Below are 25,941 nucleotides of genomic sequence, written 5' to 3'. Positions count from 1 at the left end.
ATTAAATCATAAACCAAAAACAAAATGAAAAGAGGAGTTACCATAACTATTTTAATTTTAATTGCTATTGTTTTTTTTGGAGCACTCTATTATTTGTATGCTAAAAATCAAGAATCACCAGTGGTTTTTAAGACAGACAAGGTAGAAAACAAAACCATTGTAAAAAACACTATCGCCACAGGAAACATTGTTCCGGATGAAGAAGTATTAATTAAACCCAACATTTCAGGAATTATCGAAGCGGTTTACATTAAAGCAGGAGAGCACATCAAAGCGGGCGATATGATTGCAAAAATCAAGGTGGTGGCTAATGTTTCTAGCTTGAGTAATACTCAAAATCAAGTTCAAACGACTAAAATTGAATTGGATAATCAAGAAAAAATGTACCAACGTCAAAAAACGTTATTTGATAAAGGGGTCATTTCTGCCAATGATCATGATGCGGCTCTATTGAATTACAAACAAGCCAAACAAAATTATGCAGCTTCAAAACAAAGCTTAGATATTGTTAAAACGGGAACTACTTCTGGTTTGGGTCAATATGCAAATACGGTAATTCGTTCTACAGTTACTGGGATGGTTTTGGATGTTCCTGTAAAAGTAGGAAATCAAGTTATAGAAAGTAATAATTTTAACGAAGGAACAACTATTGCAAGTGTTGCTGATGTTGGGAGAATGATTTTTGTTGGTAAAATTGATGAGTCTGAAGTAGGAAAAATTAAAGAAAAAATGGCAATTGAAATTACAATTGGTGCGATAGAAAACAAAAAATTCGATGCTAATTTAAGATATATTGCTCCAAAGGGAATTACAGAAAATGGTGCAATTCAATTTGAAATAAAAGCCGATTTGGCTAATAAGGATGCCACTTTTATTCGTGCGGGTTTGAGTGCTAATGCGTCTATTATTTTAGAAAAGGCAGAAAAAGTAATGGCAATTAAAGAGTCGTTAGTTCAATTTGACCAAAAAACGCAAAAGCCCTATGTAGACGTACAAGCGGGACCTCAGAAATTTATTCGTAAAGATTTAACTTTAGGGGTGAGTGACGGAATTTATGTACAAGTCAAAAGTGGACTTAAATCATCTGATAAAATTAAAGTATGGAATCAGGGTTTATTGAGTGATGATAAAGAAGATAAAAAAGGATAAAAGCGTAGTGTAAAGAACTTTAGTTTTTAAAATAAATGTTAAATTTGTGTGGTACATTTACTGCACTTTCATTATAAGTATATGAAAAATATAAAATCTATAAGTATCGTTTTTAGTTTCTTCTTGGCCTTTTCCGCGCAAGCGCAAACCAAACAGTGGACTTTAGAAGAGTGCGTAAAATATGCGATCGATAATAATATTTCAATTAAATTATCTGAATTAGACACGCAAACTGCCGAAATTAATAGGAAAGATGCCTTTGGTAATTTTTTGCCTTCTGTCAATGGTAATGCTTCCCACTCTTGGAATATTGGTTTGAATGTGAATCCAGTAACTAATATTGCAGCAACAAAAACGACTCAGTATTCGTCAATGGGTGCGGGTGTTGGCATTGATATTTACAAAGGACTGCAAAATCAAAATACTTTACGCAGACAAAAACTCGCCGTATTAGCTTCTCAATATCAACTGACCAAGATGCAAGAAGATGTTGCCTTAAATGTGGCTAATGCATTTTTGCAGGTACTTTTTAATAAACAAAATTTAAAGGTGCAAGAGCAACAGTTAGCCATTAATCAAAAGCAGTACGATCGCTCGGACGCTATGGTTAATGCAGGAACAATACCGCGTGGCGATTTGTTAGATGTAAAAGCAACAGTGGCATCTGATAAACAAAATGTAATTAATGCAGAAAACACATTATTGATTTCTAAATTAAGTTTATCACAATTACTGCAATTAAAGGAATTCGCTGATTTTGATGTAGCCGATGAAGATACTTTTCAAGATAAAAATAATATTCTCGCACAAACGGCATCGGAGGTTTATGTGAAAGCTAAAGAAACAAGAACAGAGTTAAAAATTGCTCAAACTAATCTGCAAATTGCAGAGAAAAATGTAGCGATTTCAAAAGGTGCGTATCAACCCACTTTGCAAGGTTTTTACAACATAAATACTAGAATCTCCTATGCAGATATGGCTGCTTTTAATCCGGATGGAACTATTGTGAGTGTTGGGGCTCCACCTTTTTGGGATCAGTTTGCCGATAATAGAGGGCAAGCTTTTGGTGCGCAACTTTCAATTCCTATCTTTAACGGACTTAGCGTGCGAAATAATGTTGAGCGTTCGAAAGTAGATTTAGAGCGCTCTAAAATAGATTTAGAACAAAAAGAACTAGATTTGCAGCGTAATGTTTTTACTGCGTTTACAGATGCAAAAGGCGCTTTAAATGCACATGAATCGGCAATTGTCGCCCTTGAAGCCCGGCAAGAAGCGTTTAATTACGCCAAAGAAAAATACGAAGTGGGTTTGATGAATTCATTTGATTTTAGTCAATCTCAAACCTTGTTTACGAATGCGCAGTCAGAAGTGTTACGAACTAAATACGATTACATTTTTAAAATTAAGATTCTAGAATTTTATTTTGGAATTCCAATTATTCAAAATTAAAAACAATGTCAAAAAAAACAATATACATAGTATTAGGAGTTGCAATCGTTGTCATTGTCGGCCTCATTATCTTGTCTAAATCGGGCGTTATTGGCAGTAAAGATGAAGGAACAGAAGTTGAAGTCGCCAAAGTAATCAGTTCTACCATTGTGGAAACGGTTTCTGCTACAGGAAAAATTCAGCCAGAGATTGAAGTTAAAATATCATCGGAAGTTTCGGGAGAAATTATTTCCTTGAATGTAAAAGAAGGTCAAGTGGTAAAAAAAGGAGACTTATTGGTTAAAATAAATCCTGATTTATACACCTCAAGTTATAATCGTTCGGTTTCTAATCTGTCTGGAACAAAAGCAAGTTTAAGTCAGTCGGAAGCGTCATTTAGAGAAGCAAAATCTAATTATGGTCGCAATAAAACCTTATTTGATAAAGGAATCATTTCCAAATCTGATTGGGATAAAGTAGTAGCTTCTTTTGAAGTTGCAAAGGCAAGTCAGCAAAATGCATATTTCAACGTACAAAGTGCCTCTGCATCTGTAAATGAGGCGAAAGACAACTTAGGTAGAACTACTATATATGCGCCAGCAGATGGAACGATTTCAGTTCTGAATGTTGAATTGGGAGAACGTGTTTTAGGAACGCAACAAATGGCAGGAACAGAAATTTTGCGTGTCGCAAACTTAAATAATATGGAAGTTGAAGTGGACGTAAATGAAAATGATATTGTTAAAATTAAAGTGGGTGATGAAGCGCACGTAGAAGTTGATGCGTATCTAAAAAAGCAGTTCCAAGGAGTTGTAACAAGTATTTCAAACTCAGCAAGTAGCGATCTAAAAGCAGATCAAGTAACAAATTTTAAAGTAAAAATTCGTATTGTAAAAGAATCGTATGCTGATTTGACAGAGGGTAAACCGGCGGCTTATTCTCCTTTTAGACCAGGAATGACTGCGACGGTTGATATTGTTACTACGACTAAAAGTAATGTTTTAGCGGTGCCAATTAGTTCGGTAGTGGTAAAAACTGATACGGCTGCAGTAGCGGTGAAAGACCTTAAAATGGAGGAAGAGACGCAAGACGAAAAAGGTGTTCCTAAACCAGATAAAAAATTTGAATGTGTTTTTGTTAAAGTGGGAGACAAAGCAAAAATCAGAGTGATTAAGACAGGAATTCAAGATGATATGAACATTGAAGTGATGTCGGGATTAAAACCTGGAGATATTGTTATTACTGGGCCTTATACCACGGTCTCCAAAGACCTAAATTCGGGTGATAAAGTGAAAGTGAAATCGGATCAGATTAAAAAATAAATAAATTTCAGCCACATTTTAAATTTTTAGAATGTGGTTTTTTTCAATTTAAAAAATAATAAGTTGGCTTATATTTTAAATATCGAAACAGCAACTAAAAACTGTTCGGTTGCATTAGCAAAAGATGGAGTAGTAATAATTTGTAAAGAAATTGCCGAAGAAGGCTTCTCACATGCCGAAAAATTACATCTTTTTATAGAAGATTGTATAAAAGAAGCTGGAGTTACTTTGCAGGATTTATCGGCTGTTGCAGTCAGTCAAGGACCAGGTTCATATACGGGTTTGCGTATTGGAGTTTCGGCTGCCAAAGGCTTGTGTTTTGCACTTTCCATTCCCTTAATTGCAATAGATACACTGCAAAGCTTAGCCTCTCAAGCCCACGTTGCGGATGGTGTTATTATACCTATGATTGATGCCAGAAGAATGGAAGTATACAGTGCTGTTTTTTCAGCAGAAGGAGAACGATTGCGAGAAGTGCAAGCAGAAATTATTACTGAACACTCATTTTCCGACTATGCAGAGAAAGTTTATTTTGTTGGAGATTGTGCCGAAAAATGCAGTACTCTTTTAACGAATAGTAATTTTGTTTTTTTAGTAGAATTTAAATATCCTTCAGCAAATGAAATGGCGCAATTAAGCTTTGAAAAATATAAAAAAAACGACACTGTTGATGTCGCTTATTTTGAGCCTTATTATTTAAAGGACTTTATGATTACTACTTCAAAAAAATAAATTTATACCTTTTTAGTTTCGATAATGGTTTTGCTCAATTCTTGAACGTACGGTTGTATTCTAATTCCTTTTTTTTCGAAAGCAGCTTTACAGCTTTCAAGCGTATCTGTAAATACATCGCCATAATCTTCATTAGTAGCCCAAGGACGAACGGCCAAAACCACCGCGGTGTCATTTAGGCTCAATACAAAAACACTGGGTGCTGGAGTTTGTAAAACCTTCGGATTATCAGTTAAAATTTTCATGATGATACTTTTTGCTTCTTTCAAATTTGTATCGTAAGAAACAGAAAACGTGAAGTCCGCTCTGCGCTGTCCTTGCATCGAATAATTGATAATGTTTCCGTTGGACAAAGAACCATTGGGAATGAAGACGGTTTGATTGTTTCCGGTAATTAGTTTGGTGACAAAAATTTGTATCTCTGCAACCGTTGCGACCACACCTTGCGCTTCGATTACATCCCCAACTTTAAAAGGTTTGAATAATATGATTAGCATTCCCCCAGCAATGTTCGAAAGAGAGCCTTGAAGCGACAAACCAATTGCAAGTCCCATTGCTCCTAAAATAGCGACGAAAGACGAGGTTTCGACTCCTAATTTAGAGATAAACGTCACAAACAGTAATATGCGCAGTGCCCAAAGTAAAAGGTCTCCTAAAAAATTTGTCAGAGTGGGATCAATATGACGACGTGCCATAATTCTTCGAATCAATCGGTTGACAAATCGAATAAAATAAAGTCCAATTATTAAGATAAAAAAAGCTGAGATTAATTTCGGAGAATACGCCAGCAAAGATTCTAAGATAGTCTCTATGTACGTCTTAAGTGGATGAGGATCTAATTCCATAATAGGTAATAAAAAAACCTTCTAAAAGAAGAAGGTTTGAATTTGTATTTTAAAGATATAAAAATTATCCATTAACTGATTCTACTTTTATCTGCTCGTCGTTCAACATGCTTTTTAGCATATTTTCAATTCCGCTTTTTAAAGTAAAGGTAGAAGAAGGACATCCACTACACGCACCTTGCATAATTACATTTACGGTTTTGGTGCTTTCGTCATACGATTCAAAAACTATGTTTCCACCGTCAGCAGCAACGGCGGGCTTCACATATTCTTCTAAGATATTAATAATTTTTTGTGAAGTTTCATCTAGTTTGTCAAAAGCTTCATCTTTTTTATCTTCACTTTTTAGAGGAGCAGCAAGCAAACTATCATCTAGAACAGTTCCTCCGTTCTCAATGTATTGTTTGATGAACGTCCTAAGCTCTAATGTAATTTCGTCCCAACTATTAATCTCATATTTGGTAACTGAAATGTAATTCTCATCCATGAAAATTTCCTTTACATACGGAAATTTGAATAATTCTTGTGCTAAAGGAGAAGCCGCAGCTTGATCTATATTTTTAAATTCAATTGCATTTTTAGTTAGCATTTTGCTCACTACAAATTTTAACGCAGATGGATTTGGTGTCGTTTCTCCGTAAACAGTAACCGGTAATTTTTTTGATTTATTCTCACTCTCCGTGATAATAACTCCGCCTTTTTGAATAAATTCTTCAATTTGCTCGGCAACATCTTCTTTAACGTCGTCCCATTCAACAATGCTGTAACGCTCTACCGCTACAAAATTTCCCGAAATGTAAACGGTTTTTACAAAGGGTAAATAAAATAATTGTTGTGCTAAAGGAGAATCTGTAGCCTCGTCAATATTTTTGTATTCGTAACTTTGATTGCGCGTAATAAAATCAGGAAATTCAAATTTTATTATGGCAGGATTTTGGGTTTCTTTTATAGTAAGTTTTGTCATGATGCGTGTAATTTTGTGCAAATTTACTAAAGATATTTTCGACTAATAGTTATATTTGGTTTTTATTATAATATTAAAGGGAAATAGCTGTGATTTTCAGCGCTTTCGTGACTTAGAATGCTTTTTCGGTGTAACGGCTAAATACTATTGAATGTCCTTTAAAATTAAATTTGTAGCCTTCTTTTTATCGGTCATTTCTTTCGGCTTTGCTCAAGAAGGGATTCCGGTTTATTCTGATTATTTAACTGACAACTATTACCTTATCCACCCTTCGATGGCTGGCGCTGCAAATTGTGCAAAAGCACGATTGACTACCCGCAAACAATGGTTTGGTCAAGATGATGCTCCTGCGATGCAAACTCTTAGTTTTAATGGCAGAGTTACTGAAAAAGCTGGAGCAGGAATTATTTTATTCAATGACAAAAATGGCTACCATTCGCAAAAGGGCGTAAAGCTAACGTACGCATATCATATATTATTTTCGAGAGATGAAATCGATTTAAATCAATTGTCTTTTGGACTAAGTGGTGGTATGTTTCAAAGTCAATTGGACGAAAGTACTTTTACAGGATTCGATCCTATTGTATTTGGAGAAATTCAAAAAGATACGTACTTAAATATCGATGTAGGTGCTTCGTACAATTATCTTGATTTTTATGCTCATGCCACCATTCAAGGTTTGGTAGAAACGAGAAGAGAGTTGTACACTAAATTTGAAAATGATAATTTAAGAAAATATTTATTGAGTGCTGGTTATGTTTTTGGAGAAAAAGATAAACTTTATTTTGAACCGTCTGTATTATTTCAGTGGATTGATGCGAGCAAAGAGAAAATAGTTGACGCCAATATTAAAGTCCACAAAGATTTAGATTTTGGGAGTATTTGGGGCGGTCTTTCTTATCGAAGAAATTTTGACGGTACACAATATTACAATGGCAATGGTATTTCTACTCAAAAAATGCAATATTTTACGCCTTTTGTTGGAGTTAATTACAATAAATTCATGATAGGGTACACTTATTCTAATATTGTAGGAAATGCGAAGTTTGACAACGCAGGCTACCACCAAATTACAGTGGGAATTGATCTGTTTTGCAAACGTGCGCGATACGATTGTGCTTGTCCTGCAATTAATTAAAAAAATAAAATTATGCTTATAAAAACGGTAAATGGAAAAACACCTCAAATTCCAACTGATTGTTATGTAGCCGAAAATGCTACTATTGTGGGTGATGTAACGTTTGGAGAATCATGTAGTGTTTGGTTTAATGCTGTAATTCGTGGGGATGTAAACTTTATAAAAATTGGCAATAAAGTAAACATTCAGGATGGTGCTGTGGTACATTGTACCTACCAGAAACACCCAACAATTATTGGTAATAATGTTTCTATTGGGCACAATGCTATTGTGCACGGTTGCACGATTCACGACAATGTGTTAATTGGAATGGGAGCGATTGTGATGGATAATTGTGTGATTGAAAGTAATTCTATTATTGCTGCGGGCGCTGTTATAACTCAAAATACAGTAGTCGAGTCAGGAAGTATTTATGCTGGAGTACCAGCCAAAAAAGTGAAAGCGATAGATCAATCTAATTTTGCTGGGGAGATCGAACGTATTTCTAATAATTACGTAATGTACTCGAGTTGGTTTAAAGAAGAAGAAAAAGAATAGCTTCATATCCTCCTTTAGGAAGAAGTTCTGTGAATAATGATTAAAATACTTTTTCTATCACTTCGTATTTATTTGCTAGTATCGAACGTAAAACAGAAGAATCAGTATTGCTGTAAAATATAGGCTTTGGATTTAGTAAGGTAGATAGGCCAATGGTGTCATTCAATACTTTTTTAGTCTGACGAGCAACGGCTTCTCCTGAATCAATAATTTGTATGTGTGTCGGAAGTATCTTTTTTATTTGGGGGATCAAATAGGGATAATGACTGCATCCTAACACCAAGTAATCAATATTGGCGGCAATCATCGGTTGTAAGTAGGAAGTAAGCAAAAGAGTCATTTCTTTACTGTATAAATCTCCCTTTTCGATCAACTGCACTAATCCATAGCCTATTTGCTCAACGATCTTAGTTTGGCTAAACATTTCTGCGGTTTTGTTAAAAAGCTCACTGTTTAAAGTTCCTTTAGTGGCTAAAATACCAATTGTTTGGGTTTGCGAATTTTGGGCAGCTGGTTTTATGGCGGGTTCTATCCCGATGAAAGGAACTGTATAATCCTTTCTTAGCTCAATGATAGCATTTGTCGTTGCTGTGTTGCAGGCGATAACGATCAATTTACATTGTTGTGCCAGTAAAAAATCTACATTTTTTCGACTCAATGCAATAATTTCTTCTTTTGATTTTTGACCGTACGGAGCGTTTATGCTATCAGCCAAATAGATTGTTTGTTCATTGGGCAACAAATTATGAATTGCTTTCCAAATTGAAGTTCCGCCGATACCCGAATCAAAAATACCTATAGGATTGTTATTGGTCATAAAACAAATTTAGAATATTTTTTAATTGATACTATTGAAGTGAGAATTTTTTGTAAAAAAAAAACTGCTCCGATCTGAAATTTCAGTGGAGCAGTTTTTATGTATTTTGGCTTATATTAGAAACCTAAATCTTTTTTTACATCAGCAGTCAAGTTTGGACCATCCGCTAACAATAAAGAAGAACCATCAACAATATACTGGAACCCTTTTGCTTTTCCAACTTTTTGAATAGAAGCTTTTACTTTATCCATTAATGGTTTTACGATATCAGATTCTTTTTGTTGCAATTCTTTTTGAGCATTGTCTCTATAATCAACAATTCTTTTTTGCATGTCTTGCACTTCTTTAGAACGATCTGCGTTCACAGCATCAGTCACAGTAGCAGACTCCGTTTCGTATTTTTTAAGTTTAGTTTGATATTCATCAACCATCTTTTTGTATTCTGCGTCGTATGTTTTACTTAATGCTTCCAATTGCTTTTGAGCGTCAAGCATTGCAGGCATTTTAGCCATGATTTCGCCTGTATCCACGTGTGCCATTTTAGCTTGTGCTGTAATAGTTTGGCTAGCACCTATTAATAAAACGGCTGCTATTAGTAAAGTTTTAATTTGTTTCATCATTTTAAATATTAATTAATTATTGGTCGAATTTATTTTAATCTCTTTATGGAGTTGTTCTTGGCGTTTCTCTTGCTTTTTTGGCAGCTTCCCTTTCTTCTAATATGCGCTGGCGTCTTTCTTCTAGTTCTTTTTTACGTTCATCAAAAAGGCGCTGTCTTTCTGCTGCTTTTGTTTCAGCTCCTTCTACTGCTGATGCGTTACTCGAAGTAGGAGCCGTTGTTTTTGCATTCTCTTTCGTTTCTACACTTTCAGAAACCGTGCCATTCTTTCTAGCTTCACTTTCGGCAGCTTGCCCATTTCGTCGTGCTTCGTATTCTTTTTGTTTCTGCTGTTGCTCTAATTTACGATCTTCTAATAACTTAGCTCGAACGGCTTTTCGTTCTTCTAGCAATTTTTGTCTGTCGTTTAGAGCTGGATTTTCATCTATAGCATCCAACTTTGCCTGCTGCTCTTCTTCTAATTCTAATTGTTTCTTAGAAACTTGTTCACGTTTATCAGCTCTAGTGATAATTCGCAATACTTGGTCGCTGATATCATATCTTTTTGCTGCGAATAACATGGTCAAGTCTGAAGATCTATCAAAAATAAAATCATATTTTTTAGCTTCAGCGATATCTTGCACGGCTGTAAAGACTTGATCTTGGATTGGTTTCGTTAAAGCTGTTTTTTGATGGATTAAATTGCCATTTGGTCCAAACTGCTTTTGTTGAAAATCCAACATTTCATCTTCTAAAAACTTTATTTCTGTTTCTCTTTCGTCTATTAGCTCTTTTGTTAATAGTGCTTTTTCGGCTTGCAATGCTTCCCGTAGGCTTGCAATATCTTTTCTCTTTTCGTCAACTTCTTGCTTCCATTTTTGTGCTTTCAGTTCGAGTTGTACTTTGGCTTCTTTGTAATCTGATACATTTTCTAAAATGTACTCCATATCTATATAACCCACCTTGGTTGATCTGGTTTGCGCCTGATGAACACTTACTGAAATCAGGGCTAAAAATATAAATAAAAACTGTTTTCTCATAACATTTATTTTATTTGAAATTTTTTAACCAATATTATTTTTAGAACTGTTGGCCAATGATAAAGTGAGTTTCCCAACCATGTGCGCCAGGTAGTCTGGTGCCGTTACCATTTGGAACATTATCAAATCCATAACCCATATCAATTCCTAACAATCCAAATGCAGGCATAAAGACACGCAATCCAGCTCCGGCAGAACGATTCAAGTCAAAAGGATTGTATTCTTTAAAAGAAGGATACGCAGATCCTGCTTCAAAAAACGTCAATGCATAAATCGAGGCCGATTGTTTCAGTGTAATTGGGTAACGCAATTCAAACGAAAACTTATTATAAATAGTTGCTCCAATTTGATCTCCACGATTATTTACTGGTGTTAAGGTATTGTTTTTATATCCTCTTTGTGCGATCGTTTCACGACCATCCATCGAGTAACTTGCCATTCCATCTCCACCTACGTAAAAACGCTCAAATGGTATAATTCCTCTATCTTGATTATAAGCTCCTAAGAAACCAAATTCGGCTAAAGATCTAAATACTAATTTACCATATACTTTCGTATACCAATCTGCTTTAAATTTTACTTTGTAATATTCTAACCAATTGTATTTCTGTTGGTCAACTTTTGCTGGATCTGCTGCAGCATCCTGAAAGTTAGTGACACGGTTACCAGTTCCATCAATATAATCTCCAGGCTGAACAATTATACCATTACCATCTGGATAACTACTCGTACTTTTCATTTTGTACTCTTTTTCATCACTTAACTTAGCATAATCAATTCCGTTTAATAATGAGTAGGGTGGGCTAAATTTAGCAGAAACACTAAACTCTGATCCGTAAGTTGGAAAAATTGGATTCGTTCCTTTATTGTTACGTGTTAATCCGATTGTGTACGCTAGATTTCTTGAGGTACCATTTCCAAAGGTGAACAGTCCTGTGAAATAATTCTGCAAATCATAATGTTGGTAACTAATTGCCTGCGACAGCACGAAAAAGTCATCGGGAACAGAAAGTCTTTTTGCTTGCCCAATAGAGATAGTAAAGATGTTAAAACTTTTACTTTTATCCACTCTTTGTGTTATATAGTTGTTGTTGAATTGCTTACTATATGAAATAGATGAATTAAACTGAACGGGTTTTTTTCCTCCAAACCAAGGCTCTGAGAACGACAAGCTGTACGTTTGGAAATACGTACTTCCTTGTAAACGCAAAGCTACTTTTTGTCCGTCACCCATAGGTAAAGGTTTGTATGAATCTTTTTTAAATATGTTTTTTGTCGAAAAGTTATTAAATGACAAACCTAATGTACCAATAAAACCACCACCACCGTAACCACCTTGTAGTTCGATTTGACTGGCTCCTTTTTCAATCAATTTGTATTCAATATCTACAGTTCCTGCTCCTGCATCAACGTTTTTAAACTGTGGGTCGATTGCTTCAGGATCAAAGAAACCAAGTTGACCAATTTCACGAATGGTACGTACTAATTGCTCCTTACTGTATTTTTGTCCAGGTTTAGTTCTTAATTCACGGTAAATTACGTGATCGTTTGTTTTGTCATTTCCAGCAACAGTAATTTTGTTAAAATACGCAATTGGACCTTCTGTAATTCTAATTTCAAAATCAATCGTATCATTTGCTGTTCTCGTTTCAACAGCGTTGATGTTCGAGAATAAATAACCATTGTTTTGATATAAGTTAGTAATGTCTTCTGCATCTGGTTTTGACTTATCGGCAATACGCTCTTGCAATAAGACACCATTATATGTATCTCCTTTATTGATACCTAATAAACGATGTAATGACTGGTCTGCATAGATGGTATTTCCTAAAAATTTAATATTACCGAAGTAGTATTTGTTTCCTTCTTCTAAATTAATTTTAATAGCTAAACCATTTTTATCTTTATCAAAATGTACTGAATCTGAAGTAATTCGTGCATCACGATATCCTTTTGCTTTGTATTTGGCAAGGACTTTATCTAAATCCTCTTTGTATTTTGTTTTGATAAATTTTGAAGCTTTATAAAAGCGCAAAAACTTTCGCTCTTTCGTGTTTTTCATCGCGCTTCGAAGTTCTTTGTCCGTAAGTTGAGAGTTTCCTACAAAATCAATACTATTGATTTTTACTTTATCACCTTTATCCAGACGAACTAACATATTGATGCGATTGCCATCTGTAGTATCGGCCGGAGTAGTAGTAATGGCTACTTTCGTATTAAAATATCCTTCTTTTTTATATTTGTTTTCGATGTAGTTTTTAGAAGTAGTAATTAAGTTTTCGTTTACTATTTTGTTCTTCGTTAAACTGTTGTCTTTGATCAAGCCGTCAACTTTACTCTTTTTAACGCCAACAAATTTTACTTCGTTAAGTTTTGGTAACTCAACGATTTCTAGATCAAGATATATACTATCATTTTGAATGTGGTTGACATAAAAAGCGATTTCATCAAATAAACCAAGTTTTCCTAGTTTTTTAATTGCTCCACTAATTTCTTCACCAGGAACGGTAATTTCTTGCCCTTTTTGTAAGCCAGAAAATGTAACCACGGTTTGTGCGTTAAAACTTATTTTACCTACGATAGCAACATCAGCCAAAATGTATTTTTTACCCTCATCAAAAGGAACACGATCTTGTGCTTTTATTTGAGAAAATCCACTAAAAACCAGTACGGAAGCTACTATTACTCTTTTTAAATCCTTATGTAACACTAAAAAATTATTTAATTTGTTCGCTTGTTTTTCCAAATCTACGTTCTCGTTTTTGATAACTAATGATAGCCTCATATAAATGTTCTTCTTTAAAGTCTGGCCATAATACATTGGTAAAGTATAATTCTGCATAAGCTATTTGCCACAACAAGAAATTACTAATTCTATGTTCACCGCTGGTTCGTATTAATAAATCTACATCTGGTAAATTTTGCGTGTAAAGATGCTCATTAATAATTGAATCGTCAATATTGTCAATTGAAATTATATTATTTTTAACTTTATCACTAATCACCTTTATAGCGTTGACCAATTCCTCTCTAGACCCGTAACTTAGGGCTAGTGTAAGGGTTAATTGATTGTTGTTTTTGGTTTTTTCTATAACATCAAAAAGCTCTTTTTGTGCTTTTTTTGGCAGTTTATCGAGGTTGCCAATTGCATTTAACTTGATGTTATTTCTGTTTAAAGTTTCTAATTCTTTTTTGAGAGAATTTATTAGAATCTTCATCAATGCTTCTACTTCTAATTTTGGACGATTCCAGTTTTCTGTAGAAAAAGCGTATAACGTTAAATACTTGATGCCCATTTTAGCACAAGTTTCAATGGTGTTTTTTACCGATTTTGTGCCATTTTCATGACCAAAAGCACGCAAAAATCCTTGTTGCTTTGCCCAACGTCCATTCCCATCCATGATTATGGCGAGATGTTGAGGTAAATTATTATGATCGATATTCTCTAAATTATTCATTTTTTAATAGTGGCAATAGCAAGGTTTGTTTCCAAAAGTATACGTTAATGTTACTCCAGTAAAAACATACCAGTCATTATTATTTAAATTTCCAAAACGGTACTGATCTAAATTATTACTGTCAGGAAAACTGCCGTCTAAATTGTCAGTAAAAGTATATCGAGCTCCTATTTCTGCAGCTAATATAAAATGTGGACTTATATTAGATTTAACGCCAACTGTCATCGGGATAGCAAGCGAACTTGATTTTGAATCTTTAAAAGTTTCTCCTGAAATAATGTAAAGATCATCGTATCTAAAATAACTCAGTCCAGTATATACGTATGGTGTTATTTTTTTGTCAGAATCATGCAAATTAAAATCAAAAAAATTAAACTCTAATCCTGCAGATAGTTCTTTTATACTATTATCAAATCGATAACCTCTTTGATTTCTGCTACTTTCTTTCGAGTCGTTATCGTTTGCTGTTATCGTGGACTGCGTGTACGAAATACGATACGCATGTCTGGTGCTGCGGTTCCATTTATATAAAACTCCAAATGCTAATTTATCAGGAGAAATAAAAGTTGCGGTTCCTACGTCGCCAATATAATTGCTTCCACCTACTAAAACACCGACCTCATGTATTTGAGCGTGCAGAGCAAAATAAGAGGAAAAACAGAACAGTAAACTAAAATATTTATTCATTTAATTCTTAGTTGCGTGCAAATATAATAATTCTCACTTCGAATCAATACCAATTCCACTAAATGTGAGATTTTTATCGAGCAAAGCCTTATATCTTCACCATTAATCTAGGTTTTACATCTACAAAACGGTGAAATAAGTACGAATAGTATAAAAATAGAAGCTGATTGCGATTAATTTCTCTTGTCTTCGCCCCAAAGTAATTTTTTGCGAAGTGTTTTTAAGAATGTCTCGCCAGGAATCTCGACCATATTGATCTTAAAATCTGTTTTTTTGATGGTGATGACCGATTCGTTTTTAACCGAGGTTATTCTAGAATCCAAAGAAACCAGGTAGTGGCTTTCTCTACCGCTCACTTTTAATTTAATCTCAGTATTATCTGCAATTACAAGCGGTCTCGTTGTTAAATTATGTGGTGCAATTGCAGTTATAATTAAACTCTCTACGGTTGGCGTTAATATGGGTCCACCGCAACTCAATGAATACCCAGTAGATCCAGTTGGAGTAGAAATAATGAGTCCGTCTGCCCAATACGAATTTAAAAATTCGTCGTTTAAGTAGGTGTCCACTGTAATCATCGACGTTGTGTCTTTACGGCTTACGGTAACTTCATTCATAGCAAAATTCATTGCGTCTATCGCCTCATTTCTCGGCTCACAATCGATACTTAATAAAGTTCGTTGCGAAAAAGTATATTTTTTATCAGTTACAAATTGTAAAAAGGAGGAAATATTTTCCTTAGAAACACTTGCTAGAAACCCAAGTCTACCTGCATTTATTCCTAATATTGGCACGCCAGAATTGCGTACAAAAGTTGCGGCACGCAAAAGTGTTCCGTCGCCACCAATACTAATCAACATTTCGTAAGTAGAGTCCAATCCTGTTTCAATCGAAAAAGTTTGGTACTCTTTGGTAATTAGTTTCTTTTCATAAAGCATTTTTAAAAAATTTTCTTCAATAACCATTTCAGTATTATTGGTATTAAAGAAAACAAAAATGTCCTTTATAATAGGCTCGGTGCTGTTTTGGTAATATTGTCCGTAGATAGCGACTTTCATTCGTTTGAATTAGGTAATGATAAAATTAAATTGATGGAAGATGCAGTACTCAAAGTTCGTTTAAATTCGTGCCTTATATATTAAGGTATTTGTCGAGGTAATCCGAGCGTTCTTTTAAGTTCTCAATGTAAGCGTCTTCTTGGTGTTCTGAGATGATTTCGTAATTGTAGCGTCTAAACGTCTGAATTATTTCGTTTATAGCACCCATGCTTATTTTAATAGTAATTTCAATACTGCTTGAGTCGGCATTAGAAATAAAAACGCCCAAAATCTTGGCATTGTTGCTTTCTACAATTTGCACGACTTCACTCATAGAATAATCTAGAATTGGTTTTTGAACCGTTATAATTCCGCCTTGCTCCTTTAAAAAGGGAGTTTCATGAAAGAATTTCATGATGTCTTCTATTTCATAATAACCAACGTAGTCGTTTTTCTCGTCTAAAATCGGAATCAAGTTTGTATGATTTCTAGCAAATACTTCTAAAACGTCCAGCCAAATCATGTTTTTTCGAGCAAAAAAGTGATCTAATGTATATTTGTAATCAATAACTTTTTTATCGCTGTCAAACGTTTCAATGTCATCAGCTGAAATACTACCAATGTAAATCCCTTCTTCTAACACCGGAAAATGCGAGAAATGCAATTCGGCCAAAAAATCCTGTACCGAAGCAATGGTTTCTTGACTGTTTATCGCTCTAAAATCGTTCGTAATATAATCATGAATATCTGTCATAAATCAATCGGCTTTATTTTATGCAAAATAATCAAAAATTAGCAAAAACTCCTACCTTTTACTTTGTATTTTTGCAGTTGCAACTATAGTTTGACTATAATTAATTTCTTTTTTATGACAAAGTTAAGTGTAAATATCAATAAAATAGCCACCCTTAGAAATGCGCGTGGCGGAAATGTACCCGATTTATTAAAAGTGGCCAGCGATATTCAAGATTTTGGTGCGCAAGGAATCACCATTCACCCGCGTCCAGACGAGAGACATGTACGCTACCAAGACGCCCGTGATCTAAAAGCGTTGGTGCATACCGAGTACAATATTGAGGGAAATCCCCAACATAATTTTATTGATTTAGTTTTAGAATGTAAGCCCGATCAAGTTACTTTGGTTCCCGATGCCATTGGCGCATTGACGTCTAATGCGGGTTGGGATACCATTAAATACCAAGATTATTTGACCGAAATGATTCAAGAATTTCAACGAAACGGAATACGTACTTCGATTTTCGTAGATCCAGAATTAGAAATGATTGAAGGAGCTAAGAAAACAGGAACTGATAGAATTGAATTGTATACCGAATCTTTCGCGCACCAATATGGTTTGGGAAACCAAAAAGGAATCGATCCCTACATTGCTGCCGCTATTCGTGCCAATGAATTGGGTTTAGGAATCAATGCAGGACATGATTTAAGTCTAGATAATATTCAGTTTTTTAAAGAAAACATTCCTGGTTTATTAGAAGTTTCCATTGGTCACGCCCTTATTTCCGAAGCACTTTATCTGGGCTTAGAAAATGTGGTTAATATGTATTTAAGAAAATTAAAATAAAGTAATTAGGACATTCCCCGCAGAAAAAGCGGGTCGGGCTATCCGTTCCCGCTTTTTTGGTCGGGCAAAAAAAGCCCAACCAAAAAGAGCTCCTCTGCTATCCCTAATGCAAAACAGTAGCTTAAAAATTGTTTTTTTTCTTGTATTTAATGTAGTATTCATAATGTTAAAAGCAGTTTAAAATTATTACTTTAGCCGTTTTCTTCTAAAATTCAAGCATTGAGACTACTTATTCTTTTTTTATTGTTTTCTTTTTCGAGCGTATTTTCGCAATCTAAATTTAAAATTTCAGGAAATATAAAATCTGTTGAAAACACCAATATAGTTGGCGCTTCAGTTTCACTAAAATCCGAAGATAAGAGTTCCTTCGCGATGAGCGATTCTTTAGGCAACTTCACAATAAATGCTGTTTCAGACACAATTACCCTCAACATTCAACATTTTGATTACACAGACAAAAAAGTACCGTTTTATCTACAAAAAGACACAACACTTTTCGTTGTGCTACAAAATAGTGCGGCTTACTTAAACGAAGTTATTGTCGAAAATAGTAAAAAAAGAGCTTTCGAAAACGGTACTGCAGGAAAGTTAAACTTTAATGTAAAAGAGTTTTCTTTAGTACCAACATTATCAGGAACCACAGATATAATCAAGTTATTACAACTTACTCCAGGAGTTCAAAATTCGGGAGACGCCAACGGTTATTTATATGTAAGAGGTGGTGATCCTGGGCACAATGCTATTTTATACGGAGAAACACCCATTTACGGAATGTCACATCTTTTAGGTGTTTTTCCTTTTTACAACGCCGATCACATTCAACAAGTGGAGTTTGATAAATCTAGTTCTAATGCAAAATATGGAGGCAGATTAAGTTCTACCACGGTTCTAAAAACAAACAAAAAACTGCCTGAATACTTTCAGGTACAAGGAAATGTGGGTATTCTTGCTTCGCAATTAACGTTGTCGGTACCGGTTTCTACCAATACCGGTTTTTATATTTCAGGTCGAAAAACATACATTGATGAAGTCATTGCACCGCTATTAAAGAAGGACACTAAAAAGAATGATGTTCAAGGAATGAAGTATGGTTTTTCTGACGCCAATTTCACCTTTCTTTCTCATTTTTCAAAAAATAATTTATTGGCAGTTACTGCTTTTGCAAGCGCTGATGAATTAAAGATTAAAGATTCTAATTTAAACTTAAAGAGCAGCCTACGATGGAGCAACTTTGCGGTTTCGCCGTCTTTAACGTCTACTATTTCTCCAGCTGTAAGCATGACCAATGCATTTTATTTTACGCAGTATTCGAACGACTTGAGTATGAATCAAGCCACAGTAGAAATGGGAGTTTCCTCTTATGTAAAGGATTTCGGATTTAATAATTCAATTAAATATGCTGTAAAAGGCATTCCATTAGAGTCTGGTTTTCAATATGTATACCATTATGTACTGCCGCAAAACATTGCTGTAGACAATTTAAATAGTGCGGTTACTATTGACGAAAATAGTGCAATCAAATCCAGTGAAGCGGCTGTTTTTATAACGGCCAAACCTACTTTATTTAAGAACGTAACTGCTGAGTTCGGTTTTCGAATTAATTATTATGCAGCAGTTTCAGACGTATCGTATTTGCATTTTCAACCGCGTGTAATTTTAAATTTTAAGCGAAGTGATCCGTATTCTTTCTACGCTGCTTACAACAGACAAAATCAATATTTAAGCCTAATTACGACTTCGAGCGTTGGTATTCCGACTGATTTTTGGATCGCGACTTCGGGCGGAATTAAACCGCAAGTTTCAGATGAATTTTCTTTTGGATCAACGCAGCTAATTTCAAATAAAATAACCTCTTCCTTTGGAACTTTTTATCGTTCCATGAAAAATTTATTGGAATATCCATACGGTGTTACTCAATTTAATGAAGTCACTTCTTTTAAAGAAGATTTGTTGGTTGGAACGGGTAAAGCGTACGGATTTGAGTTTATGTTTCGAAAAAATAGCGGCAAGTTTACGGGTTGGTTGAGCTATACGTTAAGCTGGTCTGATCGCACTTTTGAAGAACTCAACAACGGAAAAACGTACTTTTCAAAATACGACAGACGTCATAATTTGTCTGTCGTAGGTATGTATGATTTGAATGAAAAATGGAATTTTGGTATCACTCAAATTCTCAGTTCGGGCAATCGTTTTACTATGCCAACGTCTTGGTACTTTGTCAACAATAATCCAGTAAAAGAATATTCTGAATATAATAATGCGCAAATGCCAAATTATATAAGAACCGATTTATCTGTAAATTATTTTTTTATAAAAAGTGCCAAAAAGGAAAGTGCTTTAAATTTTTCGATATACAATACGTTCAATATAGAAAATCCAATATACGTCGTTTTAGGAGTAAATATCAATGACGATAAAAGCAGTGTAGTGGTTACTCCAGAGAAAAAAGTGTTGTACAAAATATTGCCCTCCATAAGTTGGAGGTTTAAATTTTAAAGTGATGAAAAAATATATTTTATTTCTAATAATTAGTTTTGTGTCGAGTTGCAGCAGTGATGATTTTAAGAGTGACTTAAAAAAGGAATCGAAGATTGTAGTAGAAGGCTGGATCGAGCAAAATGATTTTGCACAGGTATTGTTGTCGAGCAGTATTCCGATTACAGATGTAATTGATTCTACAAATGTTCTAAATCACGTCATTCGTTCAGCAAAAATCACTGTTTCAGATGGTGTAACATCTGAAGTTTTAAGGGTTAAAAACGATAAGAACAGAATTCCACCTTTTGTATATTATGGGTCTGTACTTAAAGGAGAAGAAGGGAAACAATATTCATTAAAGATTGAATATTTAAATCGCACAGTGCAGGCACAAACTACAATTCCTAAAACAGTTCCGCTGCAAAGCGCAGCGTATATAAAAAAGAATGTTACCGACACTACAGGTTACGTGTTTATCCAATTTGACGATCCAAAAAATGAAAAAAATTACTATCAAGTAGCAACTAAAATTGAAGGTAAAGAACCAATTTTTGTTCCTGCATTTTACGGTAATTTAGACGATAAAAACTTTAAATCACAATCGGTTTCTGTGCAAGTGAACAGAGGAGTTTTGCTTTTTCCAAAAACAAAATTTCAACCTTATTTTGTTGATGGGAATTTAATTTATGTCAAGCTAAGAACGCAGAATAAAGAGGCTCTGGATTTTTGGAACAGCTGGCAGAACGAAATTGTAAACAGTAAAAATCCTATTTACCCTTCCAATACGAGCTTAAAATCGAACATTAAAGGCGGATTGGGTATTTGGGCAGGTTACGGACAAAGCACTCTTATTATTCAAACACCAGCAAAAAAATAAAGCCGATTTGAATGATTTCAAATCGGCTTTAAATAGAATGTTTAAAAGCTATTATTTTGTTTCGAAAGCTTTAATGAATTCTTCAAATTTCGCTTCAAAATTTTCAAATCCTTTAGAGAAATAAGCGCTCATTTCTACTTCAGTACTGTCACCAAATTTTAGGTATAATTCTTCGTCGTAATTTTGTACAATAAATGATCCACCAGCACCATGGTTTGCCCAAATACCGCCGTTAGCATAGTAATTATCAGTAACCCAAACAGGAAGGTTAGCGTCATAGGTATATCCTTTTTTCGAGCGTTGGACGATGTCGGCAATCTTTGTTCCATCTTTTTTAGAAACTAAAATCAATTTCATGTTTTTGTTGAAACTAGTAACAGTAGCTTGGCTGTGTTTTTCGTTGTATGCATTTTCAGCTGTATAATAAGCTTTGTAGTCAGCTTTAGGATCTTCGTAATTAGGATACTTAGGGTAAACTAAACTTTTTTCTAAAGCCGCATCATCTTTTGCAGCAGTAGCTAAATCCATATCAGCAACAATTACAAAATTGTCCATCAATTGAACTAAACCATTTGCGGTTCCTCTGTATTGCGTTAACTCTTCATCTGTAATTAATGCATCAATGTCTGCAGTGCTTCCAGCGTTAAATTTTATTAAGTTTTTACCATTAAATGTTAAGCTTGCATTTGCAGAAGTTTCAACATTTTTTTGACCGCTCATTTCCCAAGTATACCCATCATTTACGCTCATTTTATAGCTAAATTCAACTGGTACTTCGTTTTTACTTCCGTATTTCGCGGCTTGAGAAAAAATAGCTGCTTCTTTATTGTCAATTTTTAACGTTGCGTTAGAAGAAGTAGGTAAGAAGAAATGATCGTTTGTCTCTATGTCATTTTCCCAGTTATAGCTGTCGCTTATGTAGACTTTTACATCAGAAGAAGTGCTTTTGGCTGATAAAGTGGCATTGTTAGCTGTCTGAGTTTTTGTAGCTGGAAAAACAAATTGTAAGTCAGTTGTTGAAGCAGTTTTATTCCACTTTTGTTGTGCATTATTCCAAGTGTAGATACCGTATACGTCAGAAACATTTAAAACATCTTCAATTTGATTGTCATTCTTTCCGTTAAAAATGTCAACCGAACTAATATCTAACAAGCGTCCTAAGTTCTCTATAGCATCAACAGCACTAGAGCTTTTTGATTTGTCTAATTGAAGCAACATGTCGTTGGCTTCCGCTTCTAGTTTAATTTTTTGTTGATCTGGAGTTAAGTCTGAATACGGTTGTTTAACAATTGCTGCAATTTGTTCTGTTAAACTTTGGTTTTCATCTACAGTGCTTTCATCACTTGAACAAGAAATGGTAAGTTGCGAAAGTAGCACAGAAGCTAGTACAAATTTTTTAATCATGATTTGGAATTTGGGTTAAATTATTTATTTTAAAATACATACGAAAATAAGTATCGCTGCGATATTGATAAGAAAAACCGTAATATTTTTTTTGCAAAAATGATGTTTATTTGTGGAATATGCAATACCTAGAATTAGTGATATTCTTTTAATGCTTTTAGTTTTTTACCTTTGTATGAATCGTCAAAAACAAATATTCATAATGTTATATTCAAAAATAGAAGGTCAAGGACAACCGCTAATTATTCTACATGGTTTTTTAGGAATGTCTGACAATTGGAAAACTCTTGGTGTACAATATGCCGAAAATGGTTTTGAAGTGCATCTTTTAGACCTGCGCAATCACGGTCGTAGTTTGCATGCTGACGAATTTACTTATGAAGTAATGGTGCAAGATGTCGTTGAATATTGTGCTGAGAAAAATTTAGTTAAAATTGATGTGATCGGTCATTCGATGGGCGGAAAAGTAGCAATGTTACTAGCAGCTACACATTCTGACTTGGTCAATAAGTTAATTGTTGCCGATATCGGGCCTAAATTTTATCCGCAGCACCATCAAGAAATTTTGGCAGGATTGAGCGCGGTAGATTTTTCGGCTCAACCAAGTCGTGCTGATGTAGAAGATATTTTGACTCCTTATATTAAAGATGCAGGAACTCGTCAATTTTTAATGAAAAGTTTGTATTGGAAATCGCCAGAGCAATTGGCTTTCCGATTTAATTTAGCTGTTTTTAACCAAAATTTAGAAGCTATAGGAAAGCCCTTAGCGAGTGATTTAATTTTTGATAAACCCACTTTGTTTATTCGTGGCGGTGCATCCAGCTATGTTTTAGATTCTGATTTTGAAATGATTCAGCAGCATTTTCCAAAAGTGGTAGTCGAAACAGTTCCAAAAGCTGGACATTGGTTGCATGCCGAAAACCCAAAACTTTTTTACGAGTGGTCTACTTCTTTTCTTCGACAATAAATTTAAATCAAAATTTCATTACTTTTATTCCAAATTAAAACAGACAATATGAATCTTTTACTTCGAATTTTAATCACGGCAGTTTTGGTCGTTTTATTAGCTAATTTTTTGCCGGGCGTACATGTTGCTAGCTACGGCACTGCGATTATTGTTGCAGTAGTTTTAGGATTACTGAATCTATTTTTTAAACCAATCATGGTTTTACTTACGTTACCTGTAACCATAATTACACTGGGATTGTTCTTATTGGTTATCAACGCCATAATAATATTGTTGTGCTCAGAAATTGTTGGCGGGTTTAGAGTGGACTCTTTTTTAATAGCCCTATTGTTTAGCGTTTGCTTATCGGTTTTACAATCTATTTTCTTTAAAATTATTGGAGACTAATCCTTTTAAATAGTTTTTAAAAGAGAGTTTAAATAGCTTTCTTATCAATATATTAAAAAGCTTGGTTGGGTTGCAAAAATTTTATAATTTTGCAACCCAATTTTATTATGTAAATTAAAGACGACGATGGATATTAAAAGAGTAGCAATAGACACTGTAAATGAAACAATTGTAATGACAGTTGTTCAAATGGATTACAAAGGTCAAGTAACAAAAAGATTAAACGAAAAAATGCCTTTAGCTACCGTAAAAGGTTTTAGAAAAGGACAAGTTCCTAAAGATCTTGTTGAAAAACAATACGGAAAAGGAATTAAAATCGAAGAAGTAAAAAAAGTAGTTGACTTGGCTTTGGAGCGTTTTGTTCAATCGGAGCGATTAAATCTTTTAGGAACTCCTATTGCTAAAGTAAACGAAAACTTTGATTGGGATGCTGAAGAATTAACTTTCGAATACGAAATTGGTTTAGTGCCTAACTTTGTAATCGATTTGGAAGCTAAAAATGATATCGTAAAATATATAGTTAAGGCAGACGATAAGTTAATCGACGGACAAATCGAGCGCATCCAAAAACAATTTGGAAAAGCAAATCCAGTTGAAAAAGTAACCGCTGATTCTGATATTACAGGAACTTTTGTAAACGAAGAAAAAGGAATCGAAAACAAAACGACATTTACATTGTCAGTTTTCAAAGATAAAAAAACAGCTGATTTATTTTTAGACAAAGAAGTTGGTGCTGTTGTTACGGTAAACACAAAAGGTTTATTTGAAGACGATCATCAATTAATGGATTATTTAAAAGTAGGTCATGATGACGTTCATGGTTTAGATGTTGATGTAGCTTTCACTATTGAAGCAATCAACGTTTCTGAACCAGCAGAATTAAATCAAGAATTGTTTGATAAATTATTTGGAGAAGGAAAAGTTGCTTCTTTAGAGGAATTGAAAACAAAAATTAAAGAAGATGCTGAAGTGCAATTTGCACAACAAGCAGATCAGAAGTTATTAATGGATGTTCAAGATTTCTTGATCGAGAACACTAAATTTGAATTACCATCTGAATTTCTTAAGAAATGGTTGCAAACTGTTGGAGAGAAAAAACTTTCTCCAGAAGAAGCAGAAGCAGAATATGCAAGATCTGAAAAAGGATTGCGTTTTCAACTAATTGAGGGAAAAGCAATGGCTGAAAGCAACATTCAAATTACTTTTGAAGATTTGAAAGAATTTACAACTGCAGCGATCAAACAACAAATGGCACAATTTGGACAAACAAATCCAACGGACGAAGAAGTTCAAGGAATTGTAGCTCGCGTTTTGTCGAACCAAGAGGAAGTAAAAAGAATGTCTGAGCAAGTTGTTGCTGCTAAATTGTTAGAGGTGTTTAAAGAAAAAGCAAATCCAACAACTAAAGAAGTAACCTACGATGAGTTCGTTGCAGCTTCTTACGGAGAATAAGTAAAGTCGGGATCTCGAAAGTCCTAAAGTTTAAAGTAAAGTATATTTTGTATCTAACTTGAAAGTTTTATGATTTTATTACAGATACCAAACAACTAAAAATAGTTATATTTGAGCGTCAAAAGAGTTTCTTTGACGCTCTTTTATTTTATTGCAAATAATACATTTACAAACGGTGTTCTTTAAATTTTCAACTTGAAGATTTTTACCTATAGAATAGGACATATTGACACAATTTATAAAGAGGTACGACCTTTGTAATGAAACAACTAAATATTAAAGTAAAACTTAGAAAAAATACATATGAACTACGGTAAAGAATTTAAAAAATTTGCAACGAAACACCAAGGAGTAAATGCATTGTATTATGATAAAATAGTTGGAGCAATGACGCCAACCAATATGACACCATATATTATTGAAGAACGTCAGTTGAATGTTTCGCAATTGGATGTTTTCTCTAGATTAATGATGGATAGAATTATCTTTTTAGGAACTGGAATTGACGATCAAATTGCTAATATAGTGCAAGCACAATTGTTGTTTTTAGAAAGTGCAGATGCATCCAAAGACATTCAGATTTACTTAAATTCACCTGGAGGAAGCGTTTACGCAGGTTTAGGGATTTATGATACCATGCAATACATCAAACCAGATGTAGCAACAATTTGTACAGGAATGGCAGCTTCTATGGGAGCGGTTTTATTGTGTGCAGGTGCGGCAGGAAAACGTTCAGCATTGCCACATTCAAGAGTAATGATTCACCAACCATCAGGCGGAGCACAAGGAGTTGCTACTGATATGGAAATCAACTTGCGTGAAATGTTGAAACTGAAAGATGAGTTGTATAACATTATTTCACATCATACAGGACAGACTTTTGAGAAAGTGCACCAAGACAGTGAGCGTGATTACTGGATGAAAGCAGACGAAGCAAAAGAATACGGAATGATTGATGAAGTGTTGAGAAGAGGATAAGATTTTAAGGTTCAGAGAGGAAGAGTTGGTAATGTTCAAAGTTAGCAACTAAGTCTTTTGAAGT

The 25,941-nt window shown here is 34.3% G+C and carries 24 protein-coding genes; 13 read left to right on the top strand and 11 right to left on the bottom strand.

Translation table 11 applies throughout. The features are described from left to right. Window positions 1-24 precede the first annotated feature (24 nt). The 4 genes from ACRASX_RS02805 to tsaB all read left to right on the top strand — a co-directional run bounded on the left by ACRASX_RS02805 (window position 25) and on the right by tsaB (window position 4,631). Window positions 25-1,149: an efflux RND transporter periplasmic adaptor subunit gene (locus ACRASX_RS02805; RefSeq protein ID WP_066310842.1), complete on the top strand. Its 1,125-nt coding sequence runs from the start codon at window positions 25-27 to the stop codon at window positions 1,147-1,149. A gap of 81 nt (window positions 1,150-1,230) precedes the next feature. Further along, on the top strand, window positions 1,231-2,598 hold the full coding sequence (locus tag ACRASX_RS02800; protein WP_432222357.1) for a TolC family protein: 1,368 nt from the start codon (window positions 1,231-1,233) through the stop codon (window positions 2,596-2,598). Between the two features lie 5 nt (window positions 2,599-2,603). Beyond that, window positions 2,604-3,899, top strand: a complete 1,296-nt coding sequence (locus ACRASX_RS02795; RefSeq protein WP_432222356.1) for an efflux RND transporter periplasmic adaptor subunit — start codon at window positions 2,604-2,606, stop codon at window positions 3,897-3,899. 63 nt (window positions 3,900-3,962) lie between these two features. Beyond that, a complete protein-coding gene (gene tsaB, locus ACRASX_RS02790; RefSeq protein WP_432222355.1) occupies window positions 3,963-4,631 on the top strand; it encodes a tRNA (adenosine(37)-N6)-threonylcarbamoyltransferase complex dimerization subunit type 1 TsaB in 669 nt (222 codons plus the stop codon). 2 nt (window positions 4,632-4,633) lie between these two features. Here the strand turns inward: tsaB and ACRASX_RS02785 are convergent, their stop codons facing one another. Beyond that, window positions 4,634-5,476 (bottom strand): mechanosensitive ion channel family protein, encoded by an 843-nt coding sequence (locus tag ACRASX_RS02785; RefSeq protein ID WP_432222354.1) that lies wholly within the window; start codon window positions 5,474-5,476, stop codon window positions 4,634-4,636. Between the two features lie 64 nt (window positions 5,477-5,540). Next, the gene (locus tag ACRASX_RS02780) at window positions 5,541-6,440 is read right to left on the bottom strand and encodes a NifU family protein (RefSeq protein WP_066310820.1); all 900 of its coding nucleotides are present in this window, start codon (window positions 6,438-6,440) and stop codon (window positions 5,541-5,543) included. Window positions 6,441-6,591: 151 nt separating this feature from the next. On the opposite strand from ACRASX_RS02780, the gene ACRASX_RS02775 reads away from it, so the two are divergent. Together ACRASX_RS02775 and ACRASX_RS02770 are read left to right on the top strand one after the other, a co-directional pair. After that, a complete protein-coding gene (locus ACRASX_RS02775; RefSeq protein WP_432222353.1) occupies window positions 6,592-7,578 on the top strand; it encodes a PorP/SprF family type IX secretion system membrane protein in 987 nt (328 codons plus the stop codon). 12 nt (window positions 7,579-7,590) lie between these two features. Continuing rightward, the gene (locus ACRASX_RS02770; protein WP_066310814.1) at window positions 7,591-8,115 is read left to right on the top strand and encodes a gamma carbonic anhydrase family protein; all 525 of its coding nucleotides are present in this window, start codon (window positions 7,591-7,593) and stop codon (window positions 8,113-8,115) included. 40 nt (window positions 8,116-8,155) lie between these two features. Here ACRASX_RS02770 and murI read toward each other — a convergent pair whose 3' ends face one another. The 8 genes from murI to ACRASX_RS02730 all read right to left on the bottom strand — a co-directional run bounded on the left by murI (window position 8,156) and on the right by ACRASX_RS02730 (window position 16,506). After that, on the bottom strand, window positions 8,156-8,932 hold the full coding sequence (murI, locus tag ACRASX_RS02765; protein ID WP_066310808.1) for a glutamate racemase: 777 nt from the start codon (window positions 8,930-8,932) through the stop codon (window positions 8,156-8,158). Window positions 8,933-9,048: 116 nt separating this feature from the next. Next, on the bottom strand, window positions 9,049-9,549 hold the full coding sequence (locus tag ACRASX_RS02760; RefSeq protein ID WP_066310807.1) for an OmpH family outer membrane protein: 501 nt from the start codon (window positions 9,547-9,549) through the stop codon (window positions 9,049-9,051). Window positions 9,550-9,595: 46 nt separating this feature from the next. Beyond that, the gene (locus ACRASX_RS02755) at window positions 9,596-10,570 is read right to left on the bottom strand and encodes an OmpH family outer membrane protein (protein WP_432222352.1); all 975 of its coding nucleotides are present in this window, start codon (window positions 10,568-10,570) and stop codon (window positions 9,596-9,598) included. 40 nt (window positions 10,571-10,610) lie between these two features. Continuing rightward, window positions 10,611-13,355, bottom strand: coding sequence for a BamA/OMP85 family outer membrane protein (locus ACRASX_RS02750; RefSeq protein ID WP_432222351.1), 2,745 nt, complete (start codon window positions 13,353-13,355; stop codon window positions 10,611-10,613). Beyond that, window positions 13,288-14,028: an isoprenyl transferase gene (locus ACRASX_RS02745; RefSeq protein ID WP_066310799.1), complete on the bottom strand. Its 741-nt coding sequence runs from the start codon at window positions 14,026-14,028 to the stop codon at window positions 13,288-13,290. The genes ACRASX_RS02750 and ACRASX_RS02745 overlap by 68 nt, the downstream gene beginning before the upstream one ends. 3 nt (window positions 14,029-14,031) lie before the next feature. After that, on the bottom strand, window positions 14,032-14,715 hold the full coding sequence (locus ACRASX_RS02740; protein ID WP_432222350.1) for a DUF6089 family protein: 684 nt from the start codon (window positions 14,713-14,715) through the stop codon (window positions 14,032-14,034). Window positions 14,716-14,888: 173 nt separating this feature from the next. After that, a complete protein-coding gene (locus ACRASX_RS02735; RefSeq protein ID WP_432222349.1) occupies window positions 14,889-15,773 on the bottom strand; it encodes an NAD kinase in 885 nt (294 codons plus the stop codon). A 73-nt stretch (window positions 15,774-15,846) separates the two neighbouring features. After that, window positions 15,847-16,506, bottom strand: a complete 660-nt coding sequence (locus ACRASX_RS02730; protein ID WP_432222348.1) for a CBS domain-containing protein — start codon at window positions 16,504-16,506, stop codon at window positions 15,847-15,849. 114 nt (window positions 16,507-16,620) lie between these two features. On the opposite strand from ACRASX_RS02730, the gene ACRASX_RS02725 reads away from it, so the two are divergent. The 3 genes from ACRASX_RS02725 (at window position 16,621) to ACRASX_RS02715 (ending at window position 20,689) form a co-directional block, all read left to right on the top strand. After that, window positions 16,621-17,334, top strand: a complete 714-nt coding sequence (locus ACRASX_RS02725) for a pyridoxine 5'-phosphate synthase (protein WP_066310786.1) — start codon at window positions 16,621-16,623, stop codon at window positions 17,332-17,334. Between the two features lie 219 nt (window positions 17,335-17,553). Further along, on the top strand, window positions 17,554-19,830 hold the full coding sequence (locus tag ACRASX_RS02720; protein WP_432222347.1) for a TonB-dependent receptor: 2,277 nt from the start codon (window positions 17,554-17,556) through the stop codon (window positions 19,828-19,830). Between the two features lie 4 nt (window positions 19,831-19,834). Beyond that, a complete protein-coding gene (locus tag ACRASX_RS02715) occupies window positions 19,835-20,689 on the top strand; it encodes a DUF4249 domain-containing protein (protein WP_432222346.1) in 855 nt (284 codons plus the stop codon). 51 nt (window positions 20,690-20,740) lie between these two features. Here ACRASX_RS02715 and ACRASX_RS02710 read toward each other — a convergent pair whose 3' ends face one another. Further along, on the bottom strand, window positions 20,741-22,093 hold the full coding sequence (locus ACRASX_RS02710) for a hypothetical protein (RefSeq protein WP_432222345.1): 1,353 nt from the start codon (window positions 22,091-22,093) through the stop codon (window positions 20,741-20,743). A 202-nt stretch (window positions 22,094-22,295) separates the two neighbouring features. Between ACRASX_RS02710 and ACRASX_RS02705 the strand changes: the two genes are divergently transcribed. The 4 genes from ACRASX_RS02705 to clpP all read left to right on the top strand — a co-directional run bounded on the left by ACRASX_RS02705 (window position 22,296) and on the right by clpP (window position 25,877). Continuing rightward, the gene (locus ACRASX_RS02705; protein WP_432222344.1) at window positions 22,296-23,060 is read left to right on the top strand and encodes an alpha/beta fold hydrolase; all 765 of its coding nucleotides are present in this window, start codon (window positions 22,296-22,298) and stop codon (window positions 23,058-23,060) included. A 48-nt stretch (window positions 23,061-23,108) separates the two neighbouring features. Then, a complete protein-coding gene (locus ACRASX_RS02700) occupies window positions 23,109-23,447 on the top strand; it encodes a phage holin family protein (protein ID WP_432222343.1) in 339 nt (112 codons plus the stop codon). 126 nt (window positions 23,448-23,573) lie between these two features. Then, a complete protein-coding gene (locus tag ACRASX_RS02695; protein ID WP_066310770.1) occupies window positions 23,574-24,899 on the top strand; it encodes a trigger factor in 1,326 nt (441 codons plus the stop codon). Between the two features lie 303 nt (window positions 24,900-25,202). Then, a complete protein-coding gene (clpP, locus tag ACRASX_RS02690; RefSeq protein WP_066310769.1) occupies window positions 25,203-25,877 on the top strand; it encodes an ATP-dependent Clp endopeptidase proteolytic subunit ClpP in 675 nt (224 codons plus the stop codon). Window positions 25,878-25,941 lie beyond the last annotated feature (64 nt).

The sequence above is a fragment of the Flavobacterium sp. TMP13 genome (assembly GCF_050847115.1).
GTDB lineage: Bacteria > Bacteroidota > Bacteroidia > Flavobacteriales > Flavobacteriaceae > Flavobacterium.
Note: the sequence above shows the minus strand (reverse complement) of the source record. Positions and strands in the feature narration are given on the sequence as shown.

Coding starts and splice junctions, on each gene's coding strand:
- ACRASX_RS02710 (WP_432222345.1), bottom strand. CDS start 22,093: ATGATTAAAAAATTTGTACTAGCTTCTGTGCTACTTTCGCAACTTACC.
- ACRASX_RS02775 (WP_432222353.1), top strand. CDS start 6,592: ATGTCCTTTAAAATTAAATTTGTAGCCTTCTTTTTATCGGTCATTTCT.
- ACRASX_RS02750 (WP_432222351.1), bottom strand. CDS start 13,355: ATGAGGCTATCATTAGTTATCAAAAACGAGAACGTAGATTTGGAAAAA.
- ACRASX_RS02755 (WP_432222352.1), bottom strand. CDS start 10,570: ATGAGAAAACAGTTTTTATTTATATTTTTAGCCCTGATTTCAGTAAGT.
- ACRASX_RS02730 (WP_432222348.1), bottom strand. CDS start 16,506: ATGACAGATATTCATGATTATATTACGAACGATTTTAGAGCGATAAAC.
- ACRASX_RS02745 (WP_066310799.1), bottom strand. CDS start 14,028: ATGAATAATTTAGAGAATATCGATCATAATAATTTACCTCAACATCTC.
- ACRASX_RS02780 (WP_066310820.1), bottom strand. CDS start 6,440: ATGACAAAACTTACTATAAAAGAAACCCAAAATCCTGCCATAATAAAA.
- ACRASX_RS02725 (WP_066310786.1), top strand. CDS start 16,621: ATGACAAAGTTAAGTGTAAATATCAATAAAATAGCCACCCTTAGAAAT.
- ACRASX_RS02695 (WP_066310770.1), top strand. CDS start 23,574: ATGGATATTAAAAGAGTAGCAATAGACACTGTAAATGAAACAATTGTA.
- clpP (WP_066310769.1), top strand. CDS start 25,203: ATGAACTACGGTAAAGAATTTAAAAAATTTGCAACGAAACACCAAGGA.
- ACRASX_RS02700 (WP_432222343.1), top strand. CDS start 23,109: ATGAATCTTTTACTTCGAATTTTAATCACGGCAGTTTTGGTCGTTTTA.
- ACRASX_RS02785 (WP_432222354.1), bottom strand. CDS start 5,476: ATGGAATTAGATCCTCATCCACTTAAGACGTACATAGAGACTATCTTA.
- murI (WP_066310808.1), bottom strand. CDS start 8,932: ATGACCAATAACAATCCTATAGGTATTTTTGATTCGGGTATCGGCGGA.
- ACRASX_RS02760 (WP_066310807.1), bottom strand. CDS start 9,549: ATGAAACAAATTAAAACTTTACTAATAGCAGCCGTTTTATTAATAGGT.
- ACRASX_RS02805 (WP_066310842.1), top strand. CDS start 25: ATGAAAAGAGGAGTTACCATAACTATTTTAATTTTAATTGCTATTGTT.
- ACRASX_RS02800 (WP_432222357.1), top strand. CDS start 1,231: ATGAAAAATATAAAATCTATAAGTATCGTTTTTAGTTTCTTCTTGGCC.
- ACRASX_RS02715 (WP_432222346.1), top strand. CDS start 19,835: ATGAAAAAATATATTTTATTTCTAATAATTAGTTTTGTGTCGAGTTGC.
- ACRASX_RS02770 (WP_066310814.1), top strand. CDS start 7,591: ATGCTTATAAAAACGGTAAATGGAAAAACACCTCAAATTCCAACTGAT.
- ACRASX_RS02740 (WP_432222350.1), bottom strand. CDS start 14,715: ATGAATAAATATTTTAGTTTACTGTTCTGTTTTTCCTCTTATTTTGCT.
- ACRASX_RS02705 (WP_432222344.1), top strand. CDS start 22,296: ATGTTATATTCAAAAATAGAAGGTCAAGGACAACCGCTAATTATTCTA.
- ACRASX_RS02795 (WP_432222356.1), top strand. CDS start 2,604: ATGTCAAAAAAAACAATATACATAGTATTAGGAGTTGCAATCGTTGTC.
- ACRASX_RS02735 (WP_432222349.1), bottom strand. CDS start 15,773: ATGAAAGTCGCTATCTACGGACAATATTACCAAAACAGCACCGAGCCT.